Consider the following 23924-nt stretch of genomic DNA (forward strand, 5'->3'; position numbering starts at 1 on the left):
TCGGAATCTGATTAAGACGGAAACGCCATGAACTCAAGCGGATGCGGTCAGCCGTGGGCGTTCCCGTTCAAGCCAGAGCAACAATGCAAGCAGCGGGCCGATGTTGACTTCGCCCGTGCGGACCATATCCATCGCCTGATCAAAGCGAATGACGTGGCGTCGCAGATCTTCGTGCTCGACATCCAGCCCGCCATGGCTTTGCCCGCTGTCGGGCAGATCGCACACACCGACGTAGCAGTGATACATTTCGGTCGAACAACCGGGCGAGCAGTAGTGCGAGGAGACATGCTCAAGCTGCAAAAGAGCAAGATCGGCTTCCTCGCTGCATTCGCGGCGCGCGGTCTCTTCCGGTGTCTCACCCGCATCCACGCGGCCCGCCACGGGTTCCAAGACCCAAGGGTATGGATCGCCGCGTCCAAATGGACCCATGCGGAATTGCTCGATCAACAGGATACGGTCGCGAACGGGATCATACGGCAGCACGATAGCCGCATCGGTCGCGACGAAAACCTCGCGCGAAAGCGCGGCACTCATTGTTCCGTCGAACTGCGGATGTCGTAAACGATAGCTGCGCGTCAGGAAGAAACCTTCGTGCGGCGTGTCGCGCGACACGATCTCGACCTCGTCGGACCGCATTGGGCTGCGCCGAGTCGCCGGGGCCGGATTGCGGGCGGCCGCCGAACGCGCGGCGGCCCTAGACAGGATCATCTGACGGCGCGGCTCCAGATCCTGCGCCGAAAGCCTCCCGAAGTATCCCATGATCTCGCTCGCGGCGTGTTCATAAAGCGCCACATCCGACTGCGCACCGGAGCAAAGTACGGTGTCATGTTCCGTCGTCTTGCACGGCAAGCCGACAACCGTCGCGAAGAACAAAGCCCGCGCCGCTGCCTGCCCTTCCAGATTGCCCGAGGTAGCATCCCCGGCCCCGAGACATCGCAACAGGCCGTTCGTCCAGCTCGGACCTTTCAGCGTAACGCGTCCCATACGATCAGCGCCAGCGCCGCGCGACCCATTCCGACACGAGGCCGATCACGACCCCGCCGCCCACAAGCAGCACGATCAGCGGGATGTGCCACATGGTGAACAAGTAATCGATACCAAGCTCGAAAATCGCGATGATCCCTTCGACCGGCCCGTCATAGCGGTTTTCCAGCGCGTGGCGCAGCATCTCGTTGAAGCTTTGCAGAAAAAGCGCCCAGAACACCATCGCACCAACGCCGGTCAAGCCCGCACCGATGGCGTTGCTGTACCCGTGGTTCAGCCTTGAGCCGATGACCACCCAGCCCATCAGCAGGCCAAGGGCCACATTCACCTCGTTGAACCAGCCGAACCCGGTGCCTTCGGGCATCAATGGGCGAAACATCTCGGAGGCGTACCAGGCAAGGATCGCCATCAATATGGCGGCGACACCTCGACCGGTTGTCGGCATACTGTCGGTTACGGGCATTCCTCTGCGGGCCTCGCGATTGTGATCTGCGTCACATCGCAGTTACCCGCATGAAACGCTGCCGCACAAGAGGTCAGGTAAAAATTCCACATCCGTCGAAAGCGTTCGTCAAAGCCCATCTCGGCAATCTGCTCCCACTTTTCGTTGAACGTGTCGTGCCAGCGGCGCAGTGTCTGGCTGTAGCTTTCACCGAACTCGATGGATTGCCGGACGAGAAGGCCGGCTCTCTCGACTTGTGCCCTGAGGGCTGCGGGGCTGGGCAGCATGCCTCCCGGGAAAATGTACTTCTGGATAAAGTCGACATCCCTGCGATACGTCTCGAAACGCTCGTCACCCACGGTGATGATCTGAAGCGTCGCGTGCGCGCCGGGCTTCAGGCGGTCATGCACCGTGTCAAAGTAGACCGGCCAATACCGCTCGCCCACAGCCTCGAACATCTCGATACTGGCGATGCCGTCATACAGCCCATCCTCGTCACGATAATCCTGAAGCTTGAATGTCACGAGTTCGGAAAGCCCCGCCTTTTCAATGCGCTCCTGGGCATACTTGAACTGCTCCTCGCTTATGGTCAGGCAGGTGACGCGTAGGCCTCGCTGGCCCGCCGCATATTCTGCGAACCCACCCCATCCGCAGCCGATCTCCAGCACATGGTCGCCCGCCGTCGCACCCATCTGATCGACCATCGAAGCGTATTTCGCCGTCTGCGCCGCTTCCAGACTCTCCTGTCCTGTCTCGAAGATGGCGCTGGAATAGGTCATGGTGTCGTCCAGCCAAAGCCGGTAAAAATCGTTGCCCAGATCGTAGTGATAGCTGATATTGCGCCGCGCCTGCTTGCGCGTGTTGCGCTGGAACCAGAAACGCAGCTTTTCGTAAAGCTCGACCAGCTTCTGCCCCGGATAGCCGTTGTACATGTCGTCATTGTCGCTGTTGACGAGGTCCATGAAGGCCTGAAGATCCGGCGTGGTCCACCATTTGTCGAGGTAGGCGTCGCAAAAGCCAAGATACCCCTCACGCAGCATCCGCGAGAACAGTTCGTCATTGTGAATGTCGATGCGCGCCACCGGCCCCGGGGCCGCCCCCTCGGCGCGGAACACCCGGCCATCGTCCAACCCGATGTCCAACCGGCCATGCTGAAGCGTCCGGGCCACCGCGAACATCCGGGAGAAATAGCGCGGAAGCCCGGTCTGGTCGTCAGTGTCAGTCAGAACGCTCTCGGTAACAGCAGACATCGTGGTGCCGCCATCCGGAGCTGTGACGCGGGCGGTGCCCAAAGGTGTTCTCATTGCTTTCAAAACGGTCTCGCTTCATACGCTTCCAATGCGCGTTGCCGGCCTTCGGAGAGGCCGATCACACGCTCAGGATACTCGTTATCGGGTTGAATGGTCCAACTGCGCGGCATTGCCTCGAAATAGCTCAGCGCGGTCTTGGTGGGCCGACTGTACCCCTCGGCGATCCAGCGGCGCCGATAGGCGCCATCGGGGTCGAACTTGTCCAGCTGTGTCTCGGGGTTGAAGACGCGGAAATAGGGGGTGGCGTCCGGGCCGCTGCCTGCTGCCCATTGCCACCCCATAGCGTTCGACGCAACGTCCCAGTCGGTCAGGCAGTCATCAAACCAGGCCTGTCCTACTTTCCAGTGAGTCATCAGATGCTTGGTCAGGTAACTGGCGACGATCATCCGGGCCCGGTTGTGCATCTTGCCGGTCACGTACATCTCGCGCATGGCAGCATCGACAAAGGGCTCGCCGGTGCGGCCCTGCTTCCATGCCTTGACCTCGGCGCGGCGCTCGTCTTCGTTCCAGGGGAACGAATCCCACTCCTCGCGCCAGTTGTCGTCCTTGATGCGTGGCGTGTGATAGATCAGGTGGTAGGCGAACTCGCGCCAGACCAGTTCCTGCAACCATGTCTCGGCACTCTTGCCGCCCCCTTCGTGAAGCGCGCGTTGCCCGGCGTGCCAGCATTGAGCCGGGGAAATTTCTCCATAGGTCAGGTTCTCGGAAAGGCCCGAGGTGCCATCCTCGGCGGGAAAATCACGGTTCTTCTTGTAGTCGCCAATGGCATGACCGGTGAACCAGCCCAGACGGCCATGTGCCGCCTTCTCGCCCACGCGCTGGTGCGGCAGGCAGACCTCTGCGCCACGGTCCATCGCCGTGCCCATCTTCCAGTCGTCCAGGGCCTCACTGTCGGGCCAACTATCCGGACCCGGAATTTTCGAGGGGGCCGACAAAGGCGCGGCGACATCGCGGTCGCGCACGGCGCGCCACATCGGGGTATAGACCTTGTAGAACCCACCCGCCTTGGTTTCGACCGTCCACGGCTCGAAGAGCAGGTGGCCGGTGTGGCTTTCGGCCTCGATATCGATATCTTTCAGCGCCGTTTTCACTTGTTTGTCGCGCTCGATCGCGTCCGGGTCATAGGCGCGGGACCAAAACACCGCCCCTGCCCCGGTCTTGCGCGCAAGATCGAGCAGAATATCGGCGGGATTGCCTGAACGGAACACGATCCGGCTGCCCTTGTCGCGCAACCTTTTATCGAGATCGGCCAACGACAGTCCCAACCGCCATTTCGGCGCGGCGCCCAAATCATCGACCAGCTTGTCCCGTATGAAAACCGGGATCACCGGACCGCGGCGCTCGATCGCGGCAGTCAGGGCCGGATGGTCCGACAGCCGCAGGTCACGGCGCAGCCAAAGGATGGTCGGTGTGGTGTCGGTCATGTGCTCGATGCCCCCGGTCTTCAAGGGGCTATACGGCCTGCAAGTCCCCGTGGATCAAAGACAAGTTTCCAAGGCTTCCAGAACGGAGTCGACCTCGGTCTTGTTCGTGTAGTGGACGAAGCTAAGCCGCAGCACGCCCTTGTCCAGATCAATCCCCATCGCCTGCAAGGGGCGCGCACCGTAGAAATCACCACCGCCCGCCATGATCCCGTGTTCGGCCAGCCGCGCCGCCATCTCGGCCCCCGCTCCGGGCAGTTCCACGGCCACGGTGGGTGCCTTGAGGGAGGCATCGCGTGGGCCGATCAGGCGCAGGGTGTTCTTTTCGGCCAGGTAATCGAGCAAAGGTTGCAGCAGTTCGGTCTCGTGGCCGCGCATCAGGTCATGCACACCGCTTGTCCGCCCGGCCGCACTGCCTGTGATCCCGTGATGCTCTGCAAGCACATCGTAATAGTCCGCCATCCCCGCGCAGGCGGCCACTTGCGCGTGATCCGGACCAGCGGGTGTGAACCGCTTGTAAAGGCTATCGGCGTTGAACCAATGCGCCTGGTTCGGCAATATCTGCCCAAGCTCGCGGCGGATGACCATCACGCCCTGGTGTGGGCCATAGGTCTTGTAGGCCGAGAAGAGGTAAATATCTGCCCCGAGATCGCCAACGTTGACGAAGCCGTGCGGCGCATATGACACCCCATCAACACAAACGAACGCTCCGGCAGCGTGGGCGGCGGCGGTGATCTCGACCACCGGATTGACCGCCCCCACGATGTTGGAACAATGCGGAAAACAGACCAGACGCACGCGCTCGTCCAGAAGGTCTTCCAGGTCATCAAGGCGCAGAAGGCCCGTCTCGGGATCAATCCGCCACTCACGCACTTCGATCCCCGCGTCCGCCAACCGCCGCCAGGGGCCGGAATTGGCCTCGTGATCCTGGTCAGTGACGATGATCGCATCGCCCGGTTTCATCCATTGGCGAAACGCCTGCGCCAGGACATAGGTGTTCTGCGTCGTGGAGGGCCCGAAACTCAGTTCGTCGGTCTCAACTGCAAGCATCGCGGCCAGGCGGGTGCGGGCCTCGTCCATCTCCTCGCCACCAAGGCGGCTGGCTTCATACGGACCGTAGGGCTGAACCTTGCGCTGGTGGTAGAAGCGCGTCAGCCGGTCGATCACCGGGGCGCACGTGTATGACCCGCCCGCATTTTCGAAGAATGCCTTTCCTTTCAGGCTGGGTTCCGCGAAGGCGGGAAACTGCGCCCGCACGAAATCGATGTCCAATGCCCCGCTCATTCCGGCTCTCCCTTCCGTTCGCGGGCACCAAACAGCAAAGCCCCCCGGGGTGCAAGAACCCGGGGGGCTTCATTGTGCCAGGTTTGTCGCTGCCTTCAGGCGCGTTTTTCCGACGCCAGGCCACGCCAGATCGCGTAGCACATGACCAGCAACACCAGCGTGAACGGCAGGCCGGTGGAGATCACCGCCGATTGTAGCGAAGCCAAGCCCCCGCCAATCAGCAACACGATCGCCACGGCGCCTTCAAAGATGCACCAGAACACGCGCTGTGCGACCGGCGCGTCGACCTTCCCGCCTGCGGTGATCGTGTCGATCACCAGCGAGCCCGAGTCCGACGAGGTGACGAAGAACACGATCACCAGGACGATGCCGATCACCGAGGTGATCGTCGCCAGAGGCAATTGGTCCAGCATGTAGAACAGCTTCAGTTCCAGCGCCGCATCCTGTGCACCGGTATAGCCGTCGCTAACCACCTGGTTCAGCGCTGTTCCGCCGAACACGGTCATCCAGAGGACGCAAACGATCGTCGGAATAATCAGCACGCAGGTCACGAACTCACGCACGGTGCGGCCGCGGCTGACGCGGGCGATGAACATGCCGACGAAGGGTGACCAGCTGATCCACCAGGCCCAGTAGAACGACGTCCAGCCCTGGCTGAAGTTCACGTCCTCACGCCCAACAGGGTTGGACAGGGCGAAGATGTTCGTCAGATAAGCCCAGATGCTGTCGAAGAACAAAGTGATCAGGAAGATCGGACCGCCAACGAAGAACACGAACAGCAGCAACAGGGCCGCAAGACCCATGTTGATCTCGGATAGGACCTTCACGCCGCCATCGAGCCCCCTAATCACCGAGACCAGAGCGACCGCGGTAATGGCCGAAATCAGAATCACCAGCAAAAGCGGATTGTTCTCGACGCCGCTTTCCTCGCTGTTGCCATAGGCAATGCCCAGGAACGACCGCGTGCCCTCTGCCGCGTCACCGCTGCCGAAGAGGTAGGTCAGGCCCGATGCCGTCTGCTCGGCGCCGAAGCCAAGCGAGGTGGCAAGGCCGAAGAGTGTTGCGAACACAGCCAGCGTGTCGATGATGTGGCCCGTCCAACCCCACACCCGGTCACCGAAGATCGGGTAAAAGGCCGAGCGCAGTGTCAACGGCAAGCCCTTGTTGTAAGAGAAAAGCGCCAGTGCCAGCGCCACAACCGCGTAGATCGCCCAAGGGTGCAAACCCCAGTGGAAAATCGTCGCTGCCATACCAAGGCGCTGTGCCGCCGCCTGGTCACCGCCCGCAGCCCCAAGTGGCGCCCAGTCGGTTCGAGCCCCCTCTTCCATCGAGGTGCCGCCCAGCGAGCTTGAGAAGTGGCTCATGGGTTCGGACACACCAAAGAACAGCAGCCCGATGCCCATGCCGGCAGCGAACAGCATCGCGAACCAGCCTATGTAGGAGTAGTCCGGCGTTGCATCTGTCCCGCCCAACCTGACGGAACCATAGGGCGTCACGATCAGAAGCAGGCAGAAAAGCACGAAAATGTTGGCCGCCCCCAAGAAGAACCAGTCGAACCCCTTGGTTACGGCGCTGAAGAGCCAGTCGAACAAGCCCGAGGCCTGCTCTGGCAGCGCCAGCGCATAAAATACGAACGCCACGATGGAGAGTCCGGAAATCAGAAAGACCGGATTATGGATATCCAGGCCGAACGGCCCGATCTTGGTTTCAATGTTGTCCTGACCGATCTGATAATCGGTCTGGATGATATCCGAGGTGCCTTCCGGCTCCGGGATACCCTGGTTTGTTGTTTCATCGGCCATGCACGGCCTCCCTATATGAAGTCTTTTAGTGTCGATCGGAATTGAGCGGTTGGCTCAGGTCCGGACCACCATCACGGAACATTTGGCGTGTTCGGCAATCTTGCCGCCATTCGACGGCCACACGTAATCCATGACGTTGGGTACGTGGCTGGCCATGATGACGAGGTCGGATCCGGTTTCGCTTACGGCCTTGAGCAGGATATCGTCGACATCGGAACTCGGGTCGTGGCTTACCAGAGAATCACCCGAAGCGCTGATACCGTAAGCCTCGCCCTGCTCTTTTGCGAATGCATCGAGCTTTTTCCCGTATTCCTCCGGCGTATGCGCGGTTGAACTGGGCGTGGTCGTGGTAACCCCGACATAGACCACTTCGGCGTTATAATATTTGGCCAGGTCGCCTGTACACTTGAGCGCCTTTTCAAGACGATCCTTGTGAGCCAAGTCAACCGGGGCCATGATCTTGTTGAACATGTCAGTCCCTCCTGTAGCGCGCCATTTGATGGCTCTTTTTGGCCACGCGCCGGGTTTGAGGGGGCCACGGATAACCCGTCTAAATCCCCCCGTGTGCTTCAGCCTAACGCGTTTGGACCCCGGGCTTCAATGAAATGCGGCTGAATTCCGAGCGCAAACGACATCCAGACGTTGCGCGACGGGGCGTAAGGCTGGCGATCAACGCGTCAAACCTTGCAAAAACTGCCTGTTTCACAGCCGGTTTCGCCGGAGATTCGCATAATTTACTGGCCGTGCCGAGACTTGATCCCATTGCAATTTTCGGAGCCTCACTTATATTTGAGGTGTCCTTCGGGACTATGGACATAAACGCGCTCGTAATAAGCGGATCGGACCCGGGGGCGGTACCCGGCGGCTCCACCAATCACCCGTCGTTGGAGGGATATGGGGCCGAAACAGGATCGACGAACGTCTAAAGGGGTTAGCTTTGTCCCGGTGAGATACCACCGTTATCGGTTCACTAAGCATAATTGCCAACGACAATAATGCTCCGGCAGCAATGGCCGCGTAAGCGGTCGGAGTAGCCGACTCTTAAGCCCTGGCCTCTAGCAAGGTCAGGCGGGGTTCGCAGGCACCTGGCAACAGAAGCCTGCACTTTCATTTTACCGGGTAAGTAGAAAAGGTGCCATCGGCGCCAAGGAAACGTACGAAGTGTGCCGTTTAATCGAACTCTCGATGCGCCGTCTGAACGAGTTCATGAAGTTCCCCACGTTGCCTGCTCAGAAGTGCTATCTCGCCTTCGTCCCGCGCAGCCGTGATGGCCGCGTCATACAGTGACAGGATGCGTTCCTCGCCCTTGATCACAGAATTAAGAACGTCTTCGTCCAAGTCATCAAAGACCGCACGGGTCTTGATGACAATGCGCTGCACTGTGGAAAAGAAACTGCCATCCTCATCCGGGACGCATCCGTGTTTTCGCAGCCGCGCGGCTAGTTCTGCCTCGTGCGCCGTGTGAGCGGCACTGAATTTCTCCATGAGCGGACGAACACCGGGCTCGGCCCTCTCGAGTATCTCATCATATCCTGCCAGCGTGTCCTTGATCCGCACCTGAAGTTTGGCCAGTGCGTCGCGATATTCGGCAGACGTGGTGAGCGTCATAAAATAAACTCCTTGAACAGTGTTTAACGCGCGAACGGCACGTGCTGTTCCAATGCGCATTGACAGACGGCACAAGGCTGGACACGCATAGGTATGGGCGAATGTGCGACCACTCCGTGATGTTTTGGCCCAAAGTCGCATCCACTGGACGTTGCGCAATCTCGGCAACGCTGTCAGCAAAGGATGTGCCATACCCCCACCCGACGGAATAATCGTACCCCAACTCGACCGCCTGATCGGAACGCAGGACTGTCACGTCAGTTTCGCAACTATCATGGACAGTTGAGGGCCGGGATAGCGGCGTATGATGCGCTGTACCGATGGGCCCGGGGCGGGTATGACGAAGGCCATGACTGGACAGTGACGCGGGATGCGCGATGACGGTATCGCTTAAAAAGATGTTCCGCGTGTTCGGGCGGATCGGGATACTGTCCTTCGGCGGCCCTGCCGCGCAGATCTCCCTGATGCAGACCGAGTTGGTGGACCGGCACAAATGGCTGACCGAAAGCCAATTCCTTCAGGCGCTGTCCTTTTGCATGCTTCTGCCCGGTCCCGAGGCAATGCAGCTTGCCACCTATGCCGGATGGAAGCTGCGCGGCGTCAGAGGCGGCCTTTTGGCCGGACTGCTTTTCGTACTGCCCGGTGCAGTGGTGATCTTTGCGCTGGCGTTCGGGTACGCCTATTTCGGCCAGATGCCAGTGGTTCAGACCGTGTTCGCGGGCATCAAGGCGGCGGTGGTGGTGATCGTGTTCCAAGCGCTCTACAAGCTCGCACGCCGTGCGCTTCGGGGCGGACTGGCCCTGACGCTCGCGCTGGGGTCTTTCATGGCGATCTTTCTCTTCTCGGTGCCCTTCCCTGCCATCATCGGAATGGCCGCCGTCATAGGGCTGGTCTCGGTGCGGACCGGCGCCACAGATGACCCGCCCGTGCCGGTCGTAACACGGGCTGGCACGGTGCGCACGGTGGTGATATGGGGCGCGATTTGGGCCGCCCCTTTGCTGACTCTCTGGGCGCTCGACGCGACCCTACTGTTGCAGCTCGGTCTGTTCTTTTCCAAGCTCGCGGTGGTCACCTTCGGCGGCGCCTATGCCGTTCTGGCCTACATGACGCAGGAAATTGTCCAGTCCTATGGCTGGCTCAACACAGACCAGATGATCGACGCACTTGGCCTTGCGGAAACGACGCCGGGACCATTGATCCTTGTGACTCAGTTCGCGGGTTTCATGACGGGTTTCTCGCAAGGTGGTCCGGGCCTTGCAATGGTCGCGGCGTCGGTCACGCTTTGGGTCACTTTCGTACCGTGCTTTTTGTGGATCTTCGCCGCCGCGCCCTATGTCGAGGCGCTGCTGGCCCGGCCCCGGCTTAAAGGGGCTTTTGACGCCATTTCAGCCAGCGTGGCGGGCGTGATCCTCAATCTCGCCGTCTGGTTTACCCTGCACGTATTGTTCACCGATGTCGGCAAGGGAGCCATAGCGCCGGCGCTGCGCCTCGACAGTTTCTCTGTGCAGAACGCCTCGCTCGTACTGCTTGCCGTTTTCATCTACCTAGGATTGCGTGTGCCCATGGTCTCCGGGCTTGCCGTCATGGCGCTGCTGGCGTGGGGCATTGATTTGCTGGTCTAAGCTGCGCGGCCTCTTTTGTTTTGCTTCGAATCCCTTATTGTGAAAATCGAAAGGTTCGGGGATGAAGATGCCGCATTCAATCGATTACGGAAAACTGATGCACCGGGCCATGCGCGGCCTGATCCAGGAAGTATTGTGCGATGTGCGCGACAACGGGCTGCCGGGCGCACATCATTTCTTCATCACTTTCGAAACGACCCACCCGGAGGCTGAGCTGGCCGATTGGCTACGCGAACGCTACCCGAACGAGATGACGGTCGTGATGCAACACTGGTTCGACAATCTCGACGTCACCGACGAGGGATTCACCGTTACGCTCAACTTCGGCGACAGCCCCGAGACGCTCTACATCCCCTACGATGCGATCCAGACCTTCGTCGATCCTTCGGTGGAGTTCGGCCTGCGCTTCGAATCGCAGGACGAGGCCGAGGAGGATGACGAGGAAGAGGCCAGCGACGAGGCGGCGCTGGATGAGCATGACATCGAGGCCGAGGACACGACCAAGCCGCGCGATGCCGACGTGGTCAGCCTCGATAGTTTCCGCAAGTAACGTCGGCTGACACGTGCGTACGGTATTCTGCTGTATGCAGCGTTGATATTTCCACCCGGTCGGATATGAAGCGCCAAACGAATTTCCAGGAGACTCCGCAATGACCGCCACTCGTACAGAATCCGACAGTTTCGGCCCGCTGGAGGTTCCGGCAGAAAAATATTGGGGCGCGCAGACGCAGCGCTCGTTGATGAACTTCCCCATTGGCTGGGAAAAACAGCCGGTGGCAATCGTCCGTGCGCTGGGAGTGATCAAGAAGGCCTGCGCCATGGCCAACAAAGAGGCGGGCGTGCTGGACGCGAAGCTGGCCGACGCGATCATCGAGGCGGCGGGCGAAGTGGTCGAGGGCAAGCTGGACGACCATTTCCCGCTGGCGGTATGGCAGACGGGGTCCGGCACACAGTCGAACATGAATTCCAACGAGGTAATCGCCAATCGCGCCATCGAGATCCTCGGTGGCGAGATAGGCAGCAAGGACCCGGTGCACCCCAACGATCATTGCAACATGGGGCAATCCTCGAACGACACCTTCCCGACCGCGATGCATATCGCAACAGCCATGTCGGTGCGTGACGTCCTGCTTCCGGGACTTCTAAAGCTGGCAGAAGCGCTGGAACAGAAGTCTAATGAATTCAAAGACATCATCAAGATCGGTCGCACCCATACGCAGGATGCGACGCCACTGACACTGGGTCAGGAATTCTCAGGCTACGCGCATCAAATCCGCATGGGGATCCAGCGCATCGAGTCCGGCCTTCCGGGCATCCACGAACTTGCCCAGGGTGGCACCGCCGTGGGAACCGGGCTCAACACCCGCAAGGGCTGGGGTGAGGCGGTGGCGGCGAATATGGCCGAGATCACAGGTCTGCCCTTTGTCACCGCGCCCAACAAGTTCGAGGCGCTGGCCGCGCATGATGCGATGGTGTTCCTGTCCGGAGCAATCGCGACCGTTGCGGGAAGCTGCTACAAAATTGCCAATGATATCCGGTTCTTGGGCTCAGGTCCGCGATCTGGCCTGGGAGAGTTGATCCTGCCGGAGAATGAACCCGGCTCGTCGATCATGCCAGGCAAGGTGAACCCGACACAGGCCGAGGCGTTGACGCAGGTGGCGGCCCACGTGATGGGCAACGACGCCGCGATCAAGTTCGCCGGGAGCCAGGGGCATTTCGAGCTCAATGTCTACAACCCGATGATGTCCTATAACCTCTTGCAATCCATACAGCTTTTGGGTGACGCCGCGGACAGCTTCACGGAACGTATGCTGCTGGGCATCGAGGCCAATGAGCCTCGGATCGACAAACTGATGAAGGAAAGCCTGATGCTCGTGACCGCGCTGGCGCCGACCATTGGATATGACAACGCCACCAAGGTCGCCAAGACGGCGCACAAGAACGGTACCACCTTGAAAGAAGAGGCAATTTCCCTTGGTTTCGTGGATGAGAAGACCTTTGACGAGGTGGTTCGGCCCGAGGACATGATCGGCCCTAAAGACGCATGAGCGAGATCGTCAATCTCAACCGCATTCGGAAGGCGAAGAATAACGCGAAGAAGCGATCACAAGCTGATGAAAACGCTGTGAAATTCGGACGCACGAAGGTCGAGAGAGAGATCGACGAAGCGCGGGCGGAAAAGGCGCGGGAGGCGCTGCGGCAGCATCGCCTGGACGAAGAGTGAGCCGGCCGGTCAAACGGTCGCTCACGCTGCGCGGGCATCGGACCAGCGTCTCGCTGGAAGACGAATTCTGGAAGTGTTTCAAAGAGATAGCGGCGAAGGAAGATGTGCCCGTCAACGTGTTGGCCGCGCGGATCGACGAGGCACGGGGCGTGGACATGGGGCTGGCCTCTGCGATCCGGCTATACGTGCTGCGGCATTACCGGGACAAAAGTTAACCCGAATGCGCAGCCCAAAATGGCGCGTCGGTATTGCGTCGGTATCCGGGTGGCATCGCGTCGGTGTCGTTTCTTGCAAGAGACCGGAACAAGAGACCGCGCGCTTTTTACCCGGTATTAACTATGTTTGGGCCAGCATGAGCCCATGTCAGAGCCTCGCCTTCTCCTGCCCGCCGACATTTGGATGCGCAAGATTTTCGACGCGAAAGCCGCTCGGGAGGGCGGTGTCGTCCGGCGCAGCGTTCGCGACATCGAGAGGATCGTGGGCAGAGACCGGTTTCGGCGCGAGATCGGGCGGCGGGGATACCATGCGGTCGAGAACGCGGGACAGGTTGTCATCTTCTGCAATAACGAGCGGGTGTCGGTTTGGTGTTGAGCGCCAAAAGCTTTGAGAAAGCTTTTGGCAAATCTTTTTTGAAAAGATTTGCCCCGGCCCCTAGCGCGGCGTGACCTTGAGCCAGATGCCGTCCTTGCCGCGCACCGTCAGGTGCGCCACCGGCATGGCGGGACGCTCCGGAACGAGTTCGAACCGGTAAACGGCAACCATCATCGACAGGAGCAGCGGCCCCTCGATCATGGCGAACCCGGCGCCGGTGCAGACGCGCTGTCCGGCAGAGAACGGCATGTAGGCGTTGCGCAGACAGGCCCGTCCGTTCTCGGTGCCAAAGCGCGCAGGGTCGAAGTCGTCCGGGCGGTCCCAGAGCCGTTCGTGGCGGTGCTGGTGCCACGGGCTGAGGACGATCTGGCTGCCTTTCGGGACCTGCCGGTCGCGGAAGGTTTCAGGACAGGCGGCCTCACGGACCATCATCGGCACGGGCGGATACAGGCGCAGGGTTTCGCGAAAGACATCGCGCGAGAGGCGCAGTTTGCCCATGTCCGAGAACGCCATGCTGCCCTCGGTCAGAACCTCTTGCGCCTCCGACGCCAGACGTTCCTGCCAGTCGGGGTGCATCGCCAATAGATAGAGCGCCCAGGCAAGGGCCGAGGCCGACGTCTCGTGCCCGGCGAGAAAGAAGATCGCCACCTGGTCGACCATTTCGGGCGTGTCGAAGCGGCCGCCGGTTTCGGGGTCGGTGGTGGTCATGATCTTGGTGGCAAGATCGTCGGGCGCGGTGCCCGCCGCAATCTCGTCCATCCGGCGGCTTGTCAGGCGGGTGATCAGGTCGCGGATCGTGCGCGCCGTCGCCTTGGTCCGGCGGCGGTGAAAGCGCGGGAACCAGCGCGGCAGTGGCAGGAAGGCGGCCAGGTTCAGCATCGGCTGGGTGCGCTGGTGTTCGCGGAACTCGTTGAAGACGCGGGTGGCGATCTCATCCTCGATCGGGATCGAGAAGAGCGTGCGGAAGATCACGTCGGCAGCGACGTGGCTGGTCTCGGCCTCGATCTCGACGGGCTGGCCGGTGGCGTGATCGGCGAGGCGCGCCACGGCGCCCTGCCCCGCCGCCAGCATGGCCGGGAACGTGTCACGCAGGCGCCCGCCCTCGAAGGCCGGGTCGATGATGCGGCGCTGGCGTTTCCATGTCTCGCCGTTGGTGACGAAGACGGAATTGCCCAGGAGCGGCGTGAGGCCTTCGCGCACGCGGTCGGATTTCGGGAAATCGTCGGGGCGTTCCTTGAGCACAAGGTCGACAAGCTCGGGCTGGTTGCAGAGGTAGGAGCGGAAGAACGGCGTGCGGAATTCGGCCATCCAGGCGCGGTAAAGCCGCGCGGGCTGGGCCGAGAGGATGTCGGCCCGGAAAAGCCGCATGTAGCGCCAGAGCGAAACGCGGCCCTCGCGCGCGGGCGGCTTGGGCGGTTGGCTCATGCCGCCATGCTCGTGAAGCGGGAGGTGGCGCGGGTGATGCGGCTGGGCGACGGGGCGCGGTCGGTGTAGCGGTGGCCCAAGGTCTGCGGGCCGGCGGTGATCTGGAAATAGTCGTAGTCGCCGGGGCGGTCGAAGGCGCAGAGATACTGGAAATGCAGCCGAAAGAAGCGCCAGCGCAGGGCCTTCCAACGTGCCGGGCTGAGGGTTTGGGTGAAGGCGGCCGAGAGGATCAGGGGCCAGCGCTGATTCTTGGGGGCGACGCCGGAGACGGCGACCGGATCGCAAAGCGCGAAGGCGCAGCCGTCGCCGGGGGCGGTGACGTCGACCCAGGCGAGTTCCTCGCGGGTCGAGAGGTAGTGCAGGTCGGCGCGGAGGCGGTGGGCCTCCTTGAGAAAGGACACCATCGGGACGACCTGCCCCAGCGTGAGGAACGAGAGTGTCGGGCCGTTTTCCGGCACGCGGCCTGCCCGGATGAGATCTGCGAGGATGGAGACGCCGAGATGGGCGCCAGAGGAGTGGCCGACGACGAGTACCTCGTCCACGTCGCGGGTCAATGCGGCGGCGATCTCGTCGGTGAACTGGGCCATCCGCGCCTCCAACTTGGGCGGGTTGGCGCCCTTGGACTGGGCCGAATAGGCGTAATCGTGCATGAGGTAATAGGCGAAAAGCTTGTTGTCGCGGGCCTTGAACCAGCGCAGCAGCGCGTAGCCTGCCAGAAGCGCGACCGGAATGCTGCCGTAAAGGACATAGACGAAGCCATCGGAGAACAACTGGTCCGGAGGCCGGAAGAGCGTTTCCCATGTCCAGACGATGGCGGACCACAGGCCAAAGGCCAGCGCGAGGGCCAGCACCAGTTGCACGACCAGGAAGCCCACCGGGTAGAGCGCGGCAATGACCGGCCCCTTGCGCAGGCGCATCAGGCGGAACAGCGCGCCCGAGGCGATATAGGTCCAGGCGGTGCGGATGAGTTGCAGGTAGGTGCCGGCGATGCCGCGCTCCATGCTGTCGCGGACGATGTCGGACCAGACCAGCACGTCGAACTCGGTATGGACTGCCTGGCCCTCTATGGTCGCGTCTACCTGCCAGCCGTAGCGGCCTTGAGTTTTGCGGGCCGACAGGGCGAGGTCATAGCCCGAGAGGCCCGCCTGCTCCGCGCCCTCCTTGCGGTAGAGCTCGCGGTAGCGGCGGGGATGAATGGGATCGTATCCCGGAATGTAGAACACCCGGCGACGGGTGACGGGGGCGTGGGTGGGGCTGCTCATGCCAGACCTGTCTTGGCCTCTTCTTTGCAAGAGCGTAGCCCATTATTGGGGCGAGAGTAAGACTTTAGCCGACCAGCGCGAGGGCCGGGAACATCTCGAGCAGCCAGTAGGAGAAGGCGGCGAAACCACCCGTCAGCATCAGCAGGCCAATGGTCCAGAGGAGCAGGCCCATGATGCGCTCGATCTGGTCCATGTGGCGTTTCATCCAGTTCATCAGCCCGGTCAGGCGCGGCAGGAACGCGGCGACCAGAAGGAAGGGGATGCCGAGCCCCGCCGCGTAGACCGCCAGAAGAAGCGTGCCGCGCGTGACGGAGGCTTCGGACGCCGCCAGAGACAGGATCGCGCCCAGCTGCGGCCCTATGCAGGGCGTCCAGCCGAAGGCAAAGGCGAGGCCGAGGATATAGGCCCCGAACGTGGTGCCGCCCTTGTCGCCCACGTCGAGGCGCGCCTCGCGGTCCATGATGCCGATGCGGAAGATCCCGAGGAAATGCAGGCCGAAGATCATGACGATGAGACCGGCGGCGGTGTTGAAGTAATCCTGGTATTGCAGGAAGGCGCGGCCAAAGGTCGAGGCCGCAAAGCCGAGGAACAGGAAAACGGTCGACAGGCCCAGCACGAAGAAAAGCGCGGGCAGGATCGCCTTGTTGCGCGTGCGGCGCTCGGACTGGAGGTCGGTCACGGTGACGCCGCTCATGTAGGCCAGGTAGGGCGGCACGATGGGCAGCACGCAGGGGCTGAGAAATGAGAAAACGCCGGCCACGAGCGCGATGGCCATGGCGGGGATCAGGGTGGCGTCTATGAGATCGATTCCGAACATGCCTTTCGTCTAGTGCAAAACGCGGAGGGCGTCACGCGGCGCGGCGTCACAGCGCGGTCACATCTCGGTGGACAGGCTGTAACGGTTGGACTACCTCCGATCGCATGAGCGAACCTGAGACCATCGACGCCGTGGGGCTCTTGTGCCCCCTGCCCGTGCTGAAGCTGCGCAAACGGATGAAGCCGCTGGCCAGTGGCGACGTGATCGTGCTGCGGGCGGATGACCCGGCGGCGGTGATCGACGTGCCGCATTTCTGTGCCGAGGCGGGGCACGAACTGATCGAGACGGTCGAGGACGGGGTGGTGACGCTTTACCGGGTGCGCAAGGGCTGAGGCGCACGGGGGTGCGACAACGGCGCGAGGGGCAGAAGGCCGGTTGCGCTGTACCTCGGATGAGCCACGTCATATAATTGTTACCGTCCCGAATGGCGCAATGCGCGTGTTTCGGTGTGTAGTGCCAGATCGGAAGACGTTCCCGCAAAGACCGCCCCGCCGCGGACTTTGCCGAAGCTCGGAAGGAGTGGCGCAGATGGCCAGATCTACGAAGAAAACAACCGAAACCCCGGACACGACTTACCAGGCCAATGCCGGCATGGTGGCCGCGATGGCGGCGTTCAGCCCGGTGGCGATGACAGCATGGTTCGACATGGTTCAGGAAAGCATGCGCTTCATGTCCGAACGGCTGGAGACGGATCTGGAGGCGCAGCGCGCGATGCTGGCCTGCAAGACGCCGCAGGAGCTGATGCAGGTTCAAAGCGATTTCATGAAGAAGGCGTTCACGGACTATACCGAAGAAACGCGGCGGATGATGGAGATGATGGGCGTTGCGATGAAGGTGGATATCAAGGACACCGCCCCGACGACCCGGCGCAATTACGACGATGTGCCGGTCTGATCCGCACCGCCCGAGACTTTTCCCGATTGGCCGTTGAAATGACGGCGGCGCTTCGCTAGCCTGCGCTTACGCAGGGGGGTCCCGCCCAGGGGACTGAGAGGCTGACAGGGCATATGCCCGGTGACGCGACCCTTTGAACCTGACCCAGTTGACACTGGCGTAGGAAGCTAGGATCGCATTCCCGGACGTCCGGGCACTGTTTTCCGAAGACGGGGCGCATCGCCCCCGCGTTTCCCTCAAGCCACGCCTCATCTGGTGTCTTTTCGAGTAACCGCTTGAGGAGCGCCAAAATGAACGTACCCAATCCCAAGATCACCACGGGCGAGCTGCCCGCGTCACGCAAGATCTACGTGAAAGGCACGCAACACCCCGATATCCGCGTGCCGATGCGCGAGATTTCCGTGCATCCCACGTCCGGCGAAGAGCCCCTGCCCGTCTATGACAGTTCAGGGCCCTATACCGACCCGAACGTGTTGACCGATATCCGCGAGGGCCTGCCCCGCCTGCGCCGCGAGTGGATCGAGGCGCGCGGCGATGTCGAGGAATACGAGGGCCGTCATGTAAAGCCCGAGGATAACGGTTTCGTCGAAGGCGACCGCCTGACGCCGGAATTTCCCAATATCGCCGCACCGATGCGGGCGAAAGATGGCAAGGCGGTCACGCAGCTGGCCTATGCACGGGCGGGCGTGGTGACGCCCGAGATGGAATTCATCGCGATCCGCGAAAACCAGATGCGCGAGGCCGTGGCCGAGGCGCGCGACGGCAATGACTGGGGCGCCAATATCCCCGACTATGTGACGCCGGAATTCGTGCGCGACGAGGTGGCGGCGGGCCGGGCGATCATCCCGGCCAACATCAACCACCCCGAATCCGAGCCGATGATCATCGGGCGCAATTTCCTGGTGAAGATCAACGCCAACATGGGCACCTCCGCCGTGACCTCCTCGATGGAAGAGGAAGTGGACAAGCTGGTCTGGGCGATCCGCTGGGGCGCGGACACGGTCATGGACCTTTCCACGGGCCGCAACATCCACAACACGCGCGAATGGATCATCCGCAATTCCCCCGTGCCGATCGGGACCGTGCCGATTTACCAGGCGCTGGAGAAGGTGAACGGCATCGCCGAGGACCTGACCTGGGAGGTGTTCCGCGACACGCTGATCGAACAGGCGGAACAGGGCGTGGATTATTTCACCATCCACGCCGGCGTGCGCCTGCACATGGTGCCGATGACGGTGGACCGGGTGACGGGCATCGTGTCGCGCGGCGGGTCGATCATGGCCAAGTGGTGCCTGCATCATCACCGCGAGTCGTTCCTGTACGAGCATTTCGAGGAGATCTGCGACATTTGCCGGGCCTATGACGTGTCGTTCAGCCTTGGTGACGGGCTGCGGCCCGGGTCCATCGCGGATGCCAATGACGCGGCGCAGTTCGCCGAGCTGGAGACGCTGGGGGAACTGACCAAGATCGCCTGGGCCAAGGATTGCCAGGTGATGATCGAGGGGCCGGGCCACGTGGCCATGCACAAGATCAAGGAGAACATGGACAAGCAATTGGAGTGCTGCCACGAGGCGCCGTTCTATACGCTTGGACCGCTGACCACGGATATCGCGCCGGGGTATGACCATATCACCAGCGGGATCGGGGCGGCGATGATCGGGTGGTTCGGCTGCGCGATGCTGTGCTACGTGACGCCCAAGGAGCATCTGGGCCTGCCCGACCGGGACGACGTGAAAACCGGCGTGATCACCTACAAGATCGCGGCCCATGCCGCCGACCTCGCCAAGGGCCTGCCCGGCGCGCAGCGGCGCGACGATGCACTAAGCCGCGCGCGGTTCGAGTTCCGCTGGGAAGATCAGTTCAACCTGTCGCTGGACCCGGAAACCGCGCGGGAGTTCCACGACCAGACCTTGCCCAAGGAAGCGCACAAGGTGGCGCATTTCTGTTCGATGTGCGGGCCGAAATTCTGCTCGATGCGGATCAGCCACGACATCCGCGCCGAGGCACAGAAGGAAGGGATGGAGAAGATGGCCGCCAAGTTCCGCGAAGGCGGGGATTTGTACGTGCCGGTGGATGAGGCGGAGGAGTGAACGCCGGGATCTGCCGGCGCTCATCCCGGACCTGATCCGGGATCTCTGACCTATGAGATCCCGGGTCAAGCCCGGGACAGCGTGTGCAAAGCCGCGTGATCGCTACTGGATGCGTGAAAATGAAACAAAAAACGCCGGGGTCCTGCCCCGGCGTTTCATGTTTCTCTCAGAGCGACCTAGCTGCCGAACGACCACCAGCCCTTCCGCTTGGGCTTGTCCTCGGCCGGCTCCGGCGTAGCGGTTTCGGCCGTGTCGGTGGCCTCGGCGGCGACCGGCTCGGGCTTCTTGCGCGGAGCGCGTTTGCGGGCCGGTTTGGCCTCTGGCTCGGGTGCGGCTTCGGCGGACTCGGGTGCGGGCTCCGCCGCGGGTTCGGGCGCTGCCTCTGCGGCCGCCTCTGGCGCGGGCTCTTCCTTTTTCTTGCGCGAGCGCGGCTTGGGCTTCGGCTTCTCCGCAGGTTTGTCCTCCGGCGTGGCCTCGGCCGTCTCGGACGGGGTCTCGGCGGCTGCCTCTTCCTTGGGCGCGTCGTCGGTCTTTTTCTTGCGCGAGCGGCTGACGCGCTTGGGCTTGTCCTCTTTCGGCGCCTCTTCGGAGACGTTTTGGGACTCTGCTGCAACGGGTTCTGCCGGTGTGTCGTCCTTCGGCGTCTCGTTCTTTTGGTCGGACGGGCCGTCGCCGGAGGGCTGACCGTTCTCCTGCTGATCGCCGTTCTGGTTCTGGCCGTTCTCGCCATTCCCGGATTTCGAGCGCGAGCGGCGACGCCGGCGGCGGCGCTTTTTCTTGGGTTGGCCGTCGCCCCCGTCATTGCCGCCGTTGTTGCCCCCGTCATTGCCCTCGTTCTCGGGCGCGGGCGGGGCCTCGGCGGGATCGGGTGTCTCGGCGTCGGCAGCGTCGTCGATATCGTCCATCAGCGAGCTGTCGACCGACACCACGGCGGCGGAGGTCTGTTTCACAACGCGGGAGGCTGTCTTGAACTTTTCGAGCGTGAAGTCGGGGCTGACCAGCGTCGGGTCACCCTCGATCCGCACCGACAGGCCGTAGCGGCCCTCGATCTGTGCGACGTGCTCGCGTTTCTGGTTGATCAGGAAGTTGGCGATGGCCACGGGGCATTTCACCAGCACCTCGCGGGAGCGTCCGCGGGTGCCTTCCTCTTCGATCTGGCGCAGGATGGAGAGCGCCATGCTGTCGTCCGAGCGGATCAGGCCGGTGCCGTGGCAGGAGGGGCACGGCTGGGTCGTGGCCTCGAGCATGCCGGGGCGCAGGCGCTGGCGCGACATTTCCATCAGGCCGAAGCCCGAGATGCGGCCCACCTGGATGCGGGCGCGGTCGGTCTTGAGCCGGTCCTTCATGCGCTTCTCGACGGCGGCGTTGTTCTTGCGCTCGTCCATGTCGATGAAGTCGATCACGATCAGACCCGCAAGGTCGCGCAGGCGCAGCTGGCGGGCGACTTCGTCGGCGGCCTCCAGGTTGGTCTTGAGCGCGGTGTCCTCGATCGAGCCTTCCTTGGTGGCGCGGCCGGAGTTGACGTCGATGGCCACCAGCGCCTCGGTCACGCCGATCACGATGTAGCCGCCGGATTTGAGCTGGACCGTGGGGTTGAACATGCCCGCGAGGTACGATTCCACCTGGTAGCGCGCGAAGAGCGGCAGGGTATCGGTGTACTGCTTCACGTTCTTGGCGTGGGACGGCATGATCATCTTCATGAAGTCCTTGGCGATGCGGTAGCCGCGATCGCCCTCGACATGGACCTCATCGATCTCGCGATTGTAGAGGTCGCGGATCGAGCGTTTGATCAGGTCGCCCTCTTCGTAGATCTTGGCCGGCGCAATGGATTTCAGCGTCAGTTCGCGGATCTGCTCCCACAGGCGTTGCAGGTACTCGTAGTCGCGCTTGATCTCGGACTTGGTGCGCTTGGCGCCCGCCGTGCGCACGATCAGGCCCGCGCCCTGGGGCACGTCGATCTCGTTGGCGATCTCTTTCAGTTTCTTGCGGTCCGTGGCGTTGGTGATCTTGCGGCTGATGCCGCCGCCACGGGCGGTGTTGGGCATCAACACGCAGTAGCGGCCGGCGAGCGAGAGATACGTGGTCAGCGCCGCGCCCTTGTTGCCGCGCTCTTCCTTGACGACCTGCACCAGCAGGATCTGGCGGACCTTGATGACTTCCTGGATCTTGTAGCGGCGCGGGCGCGGTTTGCGCGGCGGGCGGATATCCTCGTGGTCGTCGTCATCGGCGACCGACTCGATGGACTCGTCCTTGGAGGACGCATCGGAGCGTTTGGACGTGTCGTCGTCATCCTCGCCGTGGTCGTCAGCGTCGTCCTTGCCCTCGTCCGCCTCTTTCGTGGCGGCCTCGGTGGTGTCGTCGTCCTGCGGTTCCTCGACCGGGGTTTCGGCCACGGTTTCCATCGGCGACAGACCTTCGTCGTCATTCGCCGCCTCGTCGTCAAGGTCGATGGTTTCCATGCCGTCGATATCCGACTTGGCGACGGAATCGCCGTTGTCGGCCTCGGCCGCCTTGGACGAGCGCCGCCGGCGGCTGCGCTTGGGCTTGGGTTTGTCCTCTTCCTCGTCACGCGCCTTCATCGCCTCGGCATAGGCGCGCTCCTCTTCCAGCAGCGCCTCGCGGTCGGCCACGGGGATCTGGTAGTAATCGGGGTGGATCTCCGAAAAGGCGAGGAAACCGTGGCGGTTGCCACCGTAATCGACGAAGGCCGCCTGAAGCGACGGTTCGACCCTTGTGACCTTTGCGAGATAGATGTTGCCAGCTAGCTGGCGCTTGTTTTCCGATTCAAAGTCGAATTCCTCGACCTTGTTTCCGTCAACCACCACGACGCGGGTTTCCTCCGCGTGGGTGGCATCGATAAGCATTTTCTTGGCCATGTATGTCCGTTGCACGACAAAGGCCGCCAGCCCCCGGGGGGAGCGAGCGTGCGTTGGTCGTGTCTTTTTCGAGCGATATGCAACGCGCGGAAGGCCCGACCGGATCGGGTCTTGCACTGGAACGTCGATGTTCTCGCGCGCGTCATCGCGGTTCTTCTCCAGGGCTGCGGGACCTCGGCCCCCTGCCCCCGTTCATGTGCCGCATCATCCCTTGGGATGTGCCGGCGTCTCGTGGTCCCTCGGGGGACCCAATCGGTTGCCTCACCACCCGTTCCTGGGCCTGAAGCAGCGAAACTCTGAAATGGTCCACAATTGGTGGAGCATATCTCCTAATTAAGGGCGGAAGACGGTAAAAGACAATGGGTAATCGTGCCTGCGTTGCAATTCGGGCCGGCGCTACGGCGCGCGGGAGGAAAGCATCCACAGGAAAACACCACCCACGCGGCGCACGGGGCGCGTGGGTGGTAGCCGGTCAGGCAGCGAAGTTCGGCTGACCGTTCGAGGCCGAGAGCCCGCCATCCACGGGCAGCACCACGCCGTTCACGAACCGCGCATCATGCGAGGCCAGAAAGGCGATGACGCTTGCGACATCTTCGGGTTCGGCGGCGCGGCCCATCGGGATGCGGTCCTTGAAGCGCGCCATGAGACTCTCGTCGTCGCGGATGCCCGAGGACATGTCCGTGCGGGTCAGCGACGGGGCCACGGCGTTGACGCGGATGTCCGGCGCGAGGTCCAGAGCCATGGCGCGGGTCATGTTGCTGACCGCGCCCTTGGAGGCGTTGTAGCCGAACATCGTCCAGTCGCCGCCAAGGCCGGACACCGAGGATGTGTTGACGATGCACGCGCCATCGGCCTTTTTCAGTTCCGGCAGAGCCGCGGTCACACAGTTGAAGACGCCGCCGGCATTGATGTTCATCTGGGCGTTGAAATCCTCGAAGCTGAGGTCGCCGGGCGCCCCGCCACGCGCGATGCCGGCGTTGTTGACGACGCAGGTGAGGCCGCCGAAGCTTTCGACGGCTTCGGTGACCAGCCGCTCGGCATCATCGGGTTTGGAGACGTCGCCGTCGACGACCCGGACGCCCATTTCCGGCAGTTCGGCCGCGACGGCGTCAAGCTTGTCTCGGGTGCGGCCGTTCAGGACGACATTCCAGCCGTCATCGGCAAAGCGTTTGGCGGTGGCGGCGCCGATGCCCGAGCCGGCGCCGGTGATGATTGCTGTACGGGTCATGCTGCTCTCCTTTGTGTGTCGCAGGAGAAACGCGCAGACTTTGA

General features: G+C 62.3%; 22 protein-coding genes and 1 other RNA gene. 10 read left to right on the forward strand and 13 right to left on the reverse strand.

Annotated features, from left to right (window positions below):
* Positions 1 to 33 precede the first annotated feature (33 nt).
* The 7 genes from C2I35_RS02185 to C2I35_RS02215 form a co-directional block, all read right to left on the reverse strand.
* Positions 34 to 984, reverse strand: coding sequence for an NUDIX domain-containing protein (locus tag C2I35_RS02185; protein WP_103761373.1), 951 nt, complete (start codon positions 982 to 984; stop codon positions 34 to 36).
* 4 nt (positions 985 to 988) lie between these two features.
* Entirely contained in the window at positions 989 to 1447 is a 459-nt protein-coding gene (locus C2I35_RS02190; RefSeq protein ID WP_211286099.1) for a TrgA family protein, read from the reverse strand.
* Positions 1438 to 2676 carry an SAM-dependent methyltransferase gene (locus C2I35_RS02195; protein ID WP_103761868.1) on the reverse strand — a complete coding sequence of 413 codons (1239 nt, stop codon included), beginning with the start codon at positions 2674 to 2676 and terminating at the stop codon, positions 1438 to 1440. Before C2I35_RS02195 ends, C2I35_RS02190 begins: the two co-directional genes overlap by 10 nt.
* A 59-nt stretch (positions 2677 to 2735) precedes the next feature.
* On the reverse strand, positions 2736 to 4160 hold the full coding sequence (locus C2I35_RS02200; RefSeq protein ID WP_103761869.1) for a cryptochrome/photolyase family protein: 1425 nt from the start codon (positions 4158 to 4160) through the stop codon (positions 2736 to 2738).
* Between the two features lie 54 nt (positions 4161 to 4214).
* Entirely contained in the window at positions 4215 to 5441 is a 1227-nt protein-coding gene (locus C2I35_RS02205) for an aminotransferase class V-fold PLP-dependent enzyme (protein ID WP_103761374.1), read from the reverse strand.
* A 95-nt stretch (positions 5442 to 5536) separates the two neighbouring features.
* Complete coding sequence (locus C2I35_RS02210; RefSeq protein ID WP_103761375.1) at positions 5537 to 7243, reverse strand: BCCT family transporter; 1707 nt, start codon at positions 7241 to 7243, stop codon at positions 5537 to 5539.
* Between the two features lie 54 nt (positions 7244 to 7297).
* Positions 7298 to 7714 carry a universal stress protein gene (locus C2I35_RS02215; RefSeq protein WP_103761376.1) on the reverse strand — a complete coding sequence of 139 codons (417 nt, stop codon included), beginning with the start codon at positions 7712 to 7714 and terminating at the stop codon, positions 7298 to 7300.
* A 287-nt stretch (positions 7715 to 8001) separates the two neighbouring features.
* Between C2I35_RS02215 and ssrA the strand changes: the two genes are divergently transcribed.
* Positions 8002 to 8349: a transfer-messenger RNA gene (gene ssrA, locus C2I35_RS02220) on the forward strand.
* A gap of 64 nt (positions 8350 to 8413) precedes the next feature.
* Here ssrA and C2I35_RS02225 read toward each other — a convergent pair.
* Positions 8414 to 8851, reverse strand: a complete 438-nt coding sequence (locus C2I35_RS02225) for a DUF2383 domain-containing protein (RefSeq protein ID WP_170067096.1) — start codon at positions 8849 to 8851, stop codon at positions 8414 to 8416.
* 377 nt (positions 8852 to 9228) lie between these two features.
* Here C2I35_RS02225 and chrA point away from each other — a divergent pair, with 377 nt between their 5' ends.
* The 6 genes from chrA (at position 9229) to C2I35_RS02260 (ending at position 13288) form a co-directional block, all read left to right on the forward strand.
* Positions 9229 to 10473: a chromate efflux transporter gene (gene chrA, locus C2I35_RS02235; RefSeq protein ID WP_103761378.1), complete on the forward strand. Its 1245-nt coding sequence runs from the start codon at positions 9229 to 9231 to the stop codon at positions 10471 to 10473.
* 67 nt (positions 10474 to 10540) lie between these two features.
* Positions 10541 to 11023, forward strand: coding sequence for an SspB family protein (locus C2I35_RS02240; RefSeq protein ID WP_103761870.1), 483 nt, complete (start codon positions 10541 to 10543; stop codon positions 11021 to 11023).
* Between the two features lie 100 nt (positions 11024 to 11123).
* On the forward strand, positions 11124 to 12521 hold the full coding sequence (fumC, locus tag C2I35_RS02245; protein ID WP_103761379.1) for a class II fumarate hydratase: 1398 nt from the start codon (positions 11124 to 11126) through the stop codon (positions 12519 to 12521).
* Positions 12518 to 12697 (forward strand): DUF4169 family protein, encoded by a 180-nt coding sequence (locus C2I35_RS02250; protein WP_103761380.1) that lies wholly within the window; start codon positions 12518 to 12520, stop codon positions 12695 to 12697. Before fumC ends, C2I35_RS02250 begins: the two co-directional genes overlap by 4 nt.
* Positions 12694 to 12912 carry a ribbon-helix-helix domain-containing protein gene (locus tag C2I35_RS02255; protein WP_103761381.1) on the forward strand — a complete coding sequence of 73 codons (219 nt, stop codon included), beginning with the start codon at positions 12694 to 12696 and terminating at the stop codon, positions 12910 to 12912. Before C2I35_RS02250 ends, C2I35_RS02255 begins: the two co-directional genes overlap by 4 nt.
* Positions 12913 to 13057: 145 nt before the next feature.
* On the forward strand, positions 13058 to 13288 hold the full coding sequence (locus C2I35_RS02260; protein WP_103761382.1) for an N-(5'-phosphoribosyl)anthranilate isomerase: 231 nt from the start codon (positions 13058 to 13060) through the stop codon (positions 13286 to 13288).
* 60 nt (positions 13289 to 13348) lie between these two features.
* Here C2I35_RS02260 and C2I35_RS02265 read toward each other — a convergent pair whose 3' ends face one another.
* From C2I35_RS02265 to C2I35_RS02275, 3 genes are all read right to left on the reverse strand, one after another.
* Complete coding sequence (locus C2I35_RS02265; RefSeq protein ID WP_103761383.1) at positions 13349 to 14713, reverse strand: cytochrome P450; 1365 nt, start codon at positions 14711 to 14713, stop codon at positions 13349 to 13351.
* A complete protein-coding gene (locus C2I35_RS02270) occupies positions 14710 to 15975 on the reverse strand; it encodes a hypothetical protein (protein WP_103761384.1) in 1266 nt (421 codons plus the stop codon). The genes C2I35_RS02265 and C2I35_RS02270 overlap by 4 nt, the downstream gene beginning before the upstream one ends.
* 64 nt (positions 15976 to 16039) lie before the next feature.
* Positions 16040 to 16792, reverse strand: a complete 753-nt coding sequence (locus tag C2I35_RS02275; protein WP_103761385.1) for a cytochrome c biogenesis CcdA family protein — start codon at positions 16790 to 16792, stop codon at positions 16040 to 16042.
* 104 nt (positions 16793 to 16896) lie between these two features.
* Between C2I35_RS02275 and C2I35_RS02280 the strand changes: the two genes are divergently transcribed.
* From C2I35_RS02280 to thiC, 3 genes are all read left to right on the forward strand, one after another.
* Positions 16897 to 17124, forward strand: a complete 228-nt coding sequence (locus C2I35_RS02280) for a sulfurtransferase TusA family protein (protein WP_103761386.1) — start codon at positions 16897 to 16899, stop codon at positions 17122 to 17124.
* 196 nt (positions 17125 to 17320) lie between these two features.
* Positions 17321 to 17686: a phasin family protein gene (locus C2I35_RS02285; RefSeq protein WP_170067097.1), complete on the forward strand. Its 366-nt coding sequence runs from the start codon at positions 17321 to 17323 to the stop codon at positions 17684 to 17686.
* 290 nt (positions 17687 to 17976) lie between these two features.
* A complete protein-coding gene (gene thiC, locus C2I35_RS02290) occupies positions 17977 to 19776 on the forward strand; it encodes a phosphomethylpyrimidine synthase ThiC (protein WP_103761388.1) in 1800 nt (599 codons plus the stop codon).
* A 176-nt stretch (positions 19777 to 19952) separates the two neighbouring features.
* Here thiC and C2I35_RS02295 read toward each other — a convergent pair whose 3' ends face one another.
* Together C2I35_RS02295 and budC are read right to left on the reverse strand one after the other, a co-directional pair.
* Positions 19953 to 22652, reverse strand: coding sequence for an Rne/Rng family ribonuclease (locus C2I35_RS02295; protein WP_103761389.1), 2700 nt, complete (start codon positions 22650 to 22652; stop codon positions 19953 to 19955).
* A 472-nt stretch (positions 22653 to 23124) separates the two neighbouring features.
* A complete protein-coding gene (budC, locus tag C2I35_RS02300) occupies positions 23125 to 23880 on the reverse strand; it encodes a meso-2,3-butanediol dehydrogenase (protein WP_103761390.1) in 756 nt (251 codons plus the stop codon).
* Positions 23881 to 23924: the final 44 nt, after the last annotated feature.

Source organism: Roseovarius confluentis (genome assembly GCF_002917925.1).
In the GTDB taxonomy this organism is placed as follows: Bacteria; Pseudomonadota; Alphaproteobacteria; order Rhodobacterales; family Rhodobacteraceae; genus Roseovarius; species Roseovarius confluentis.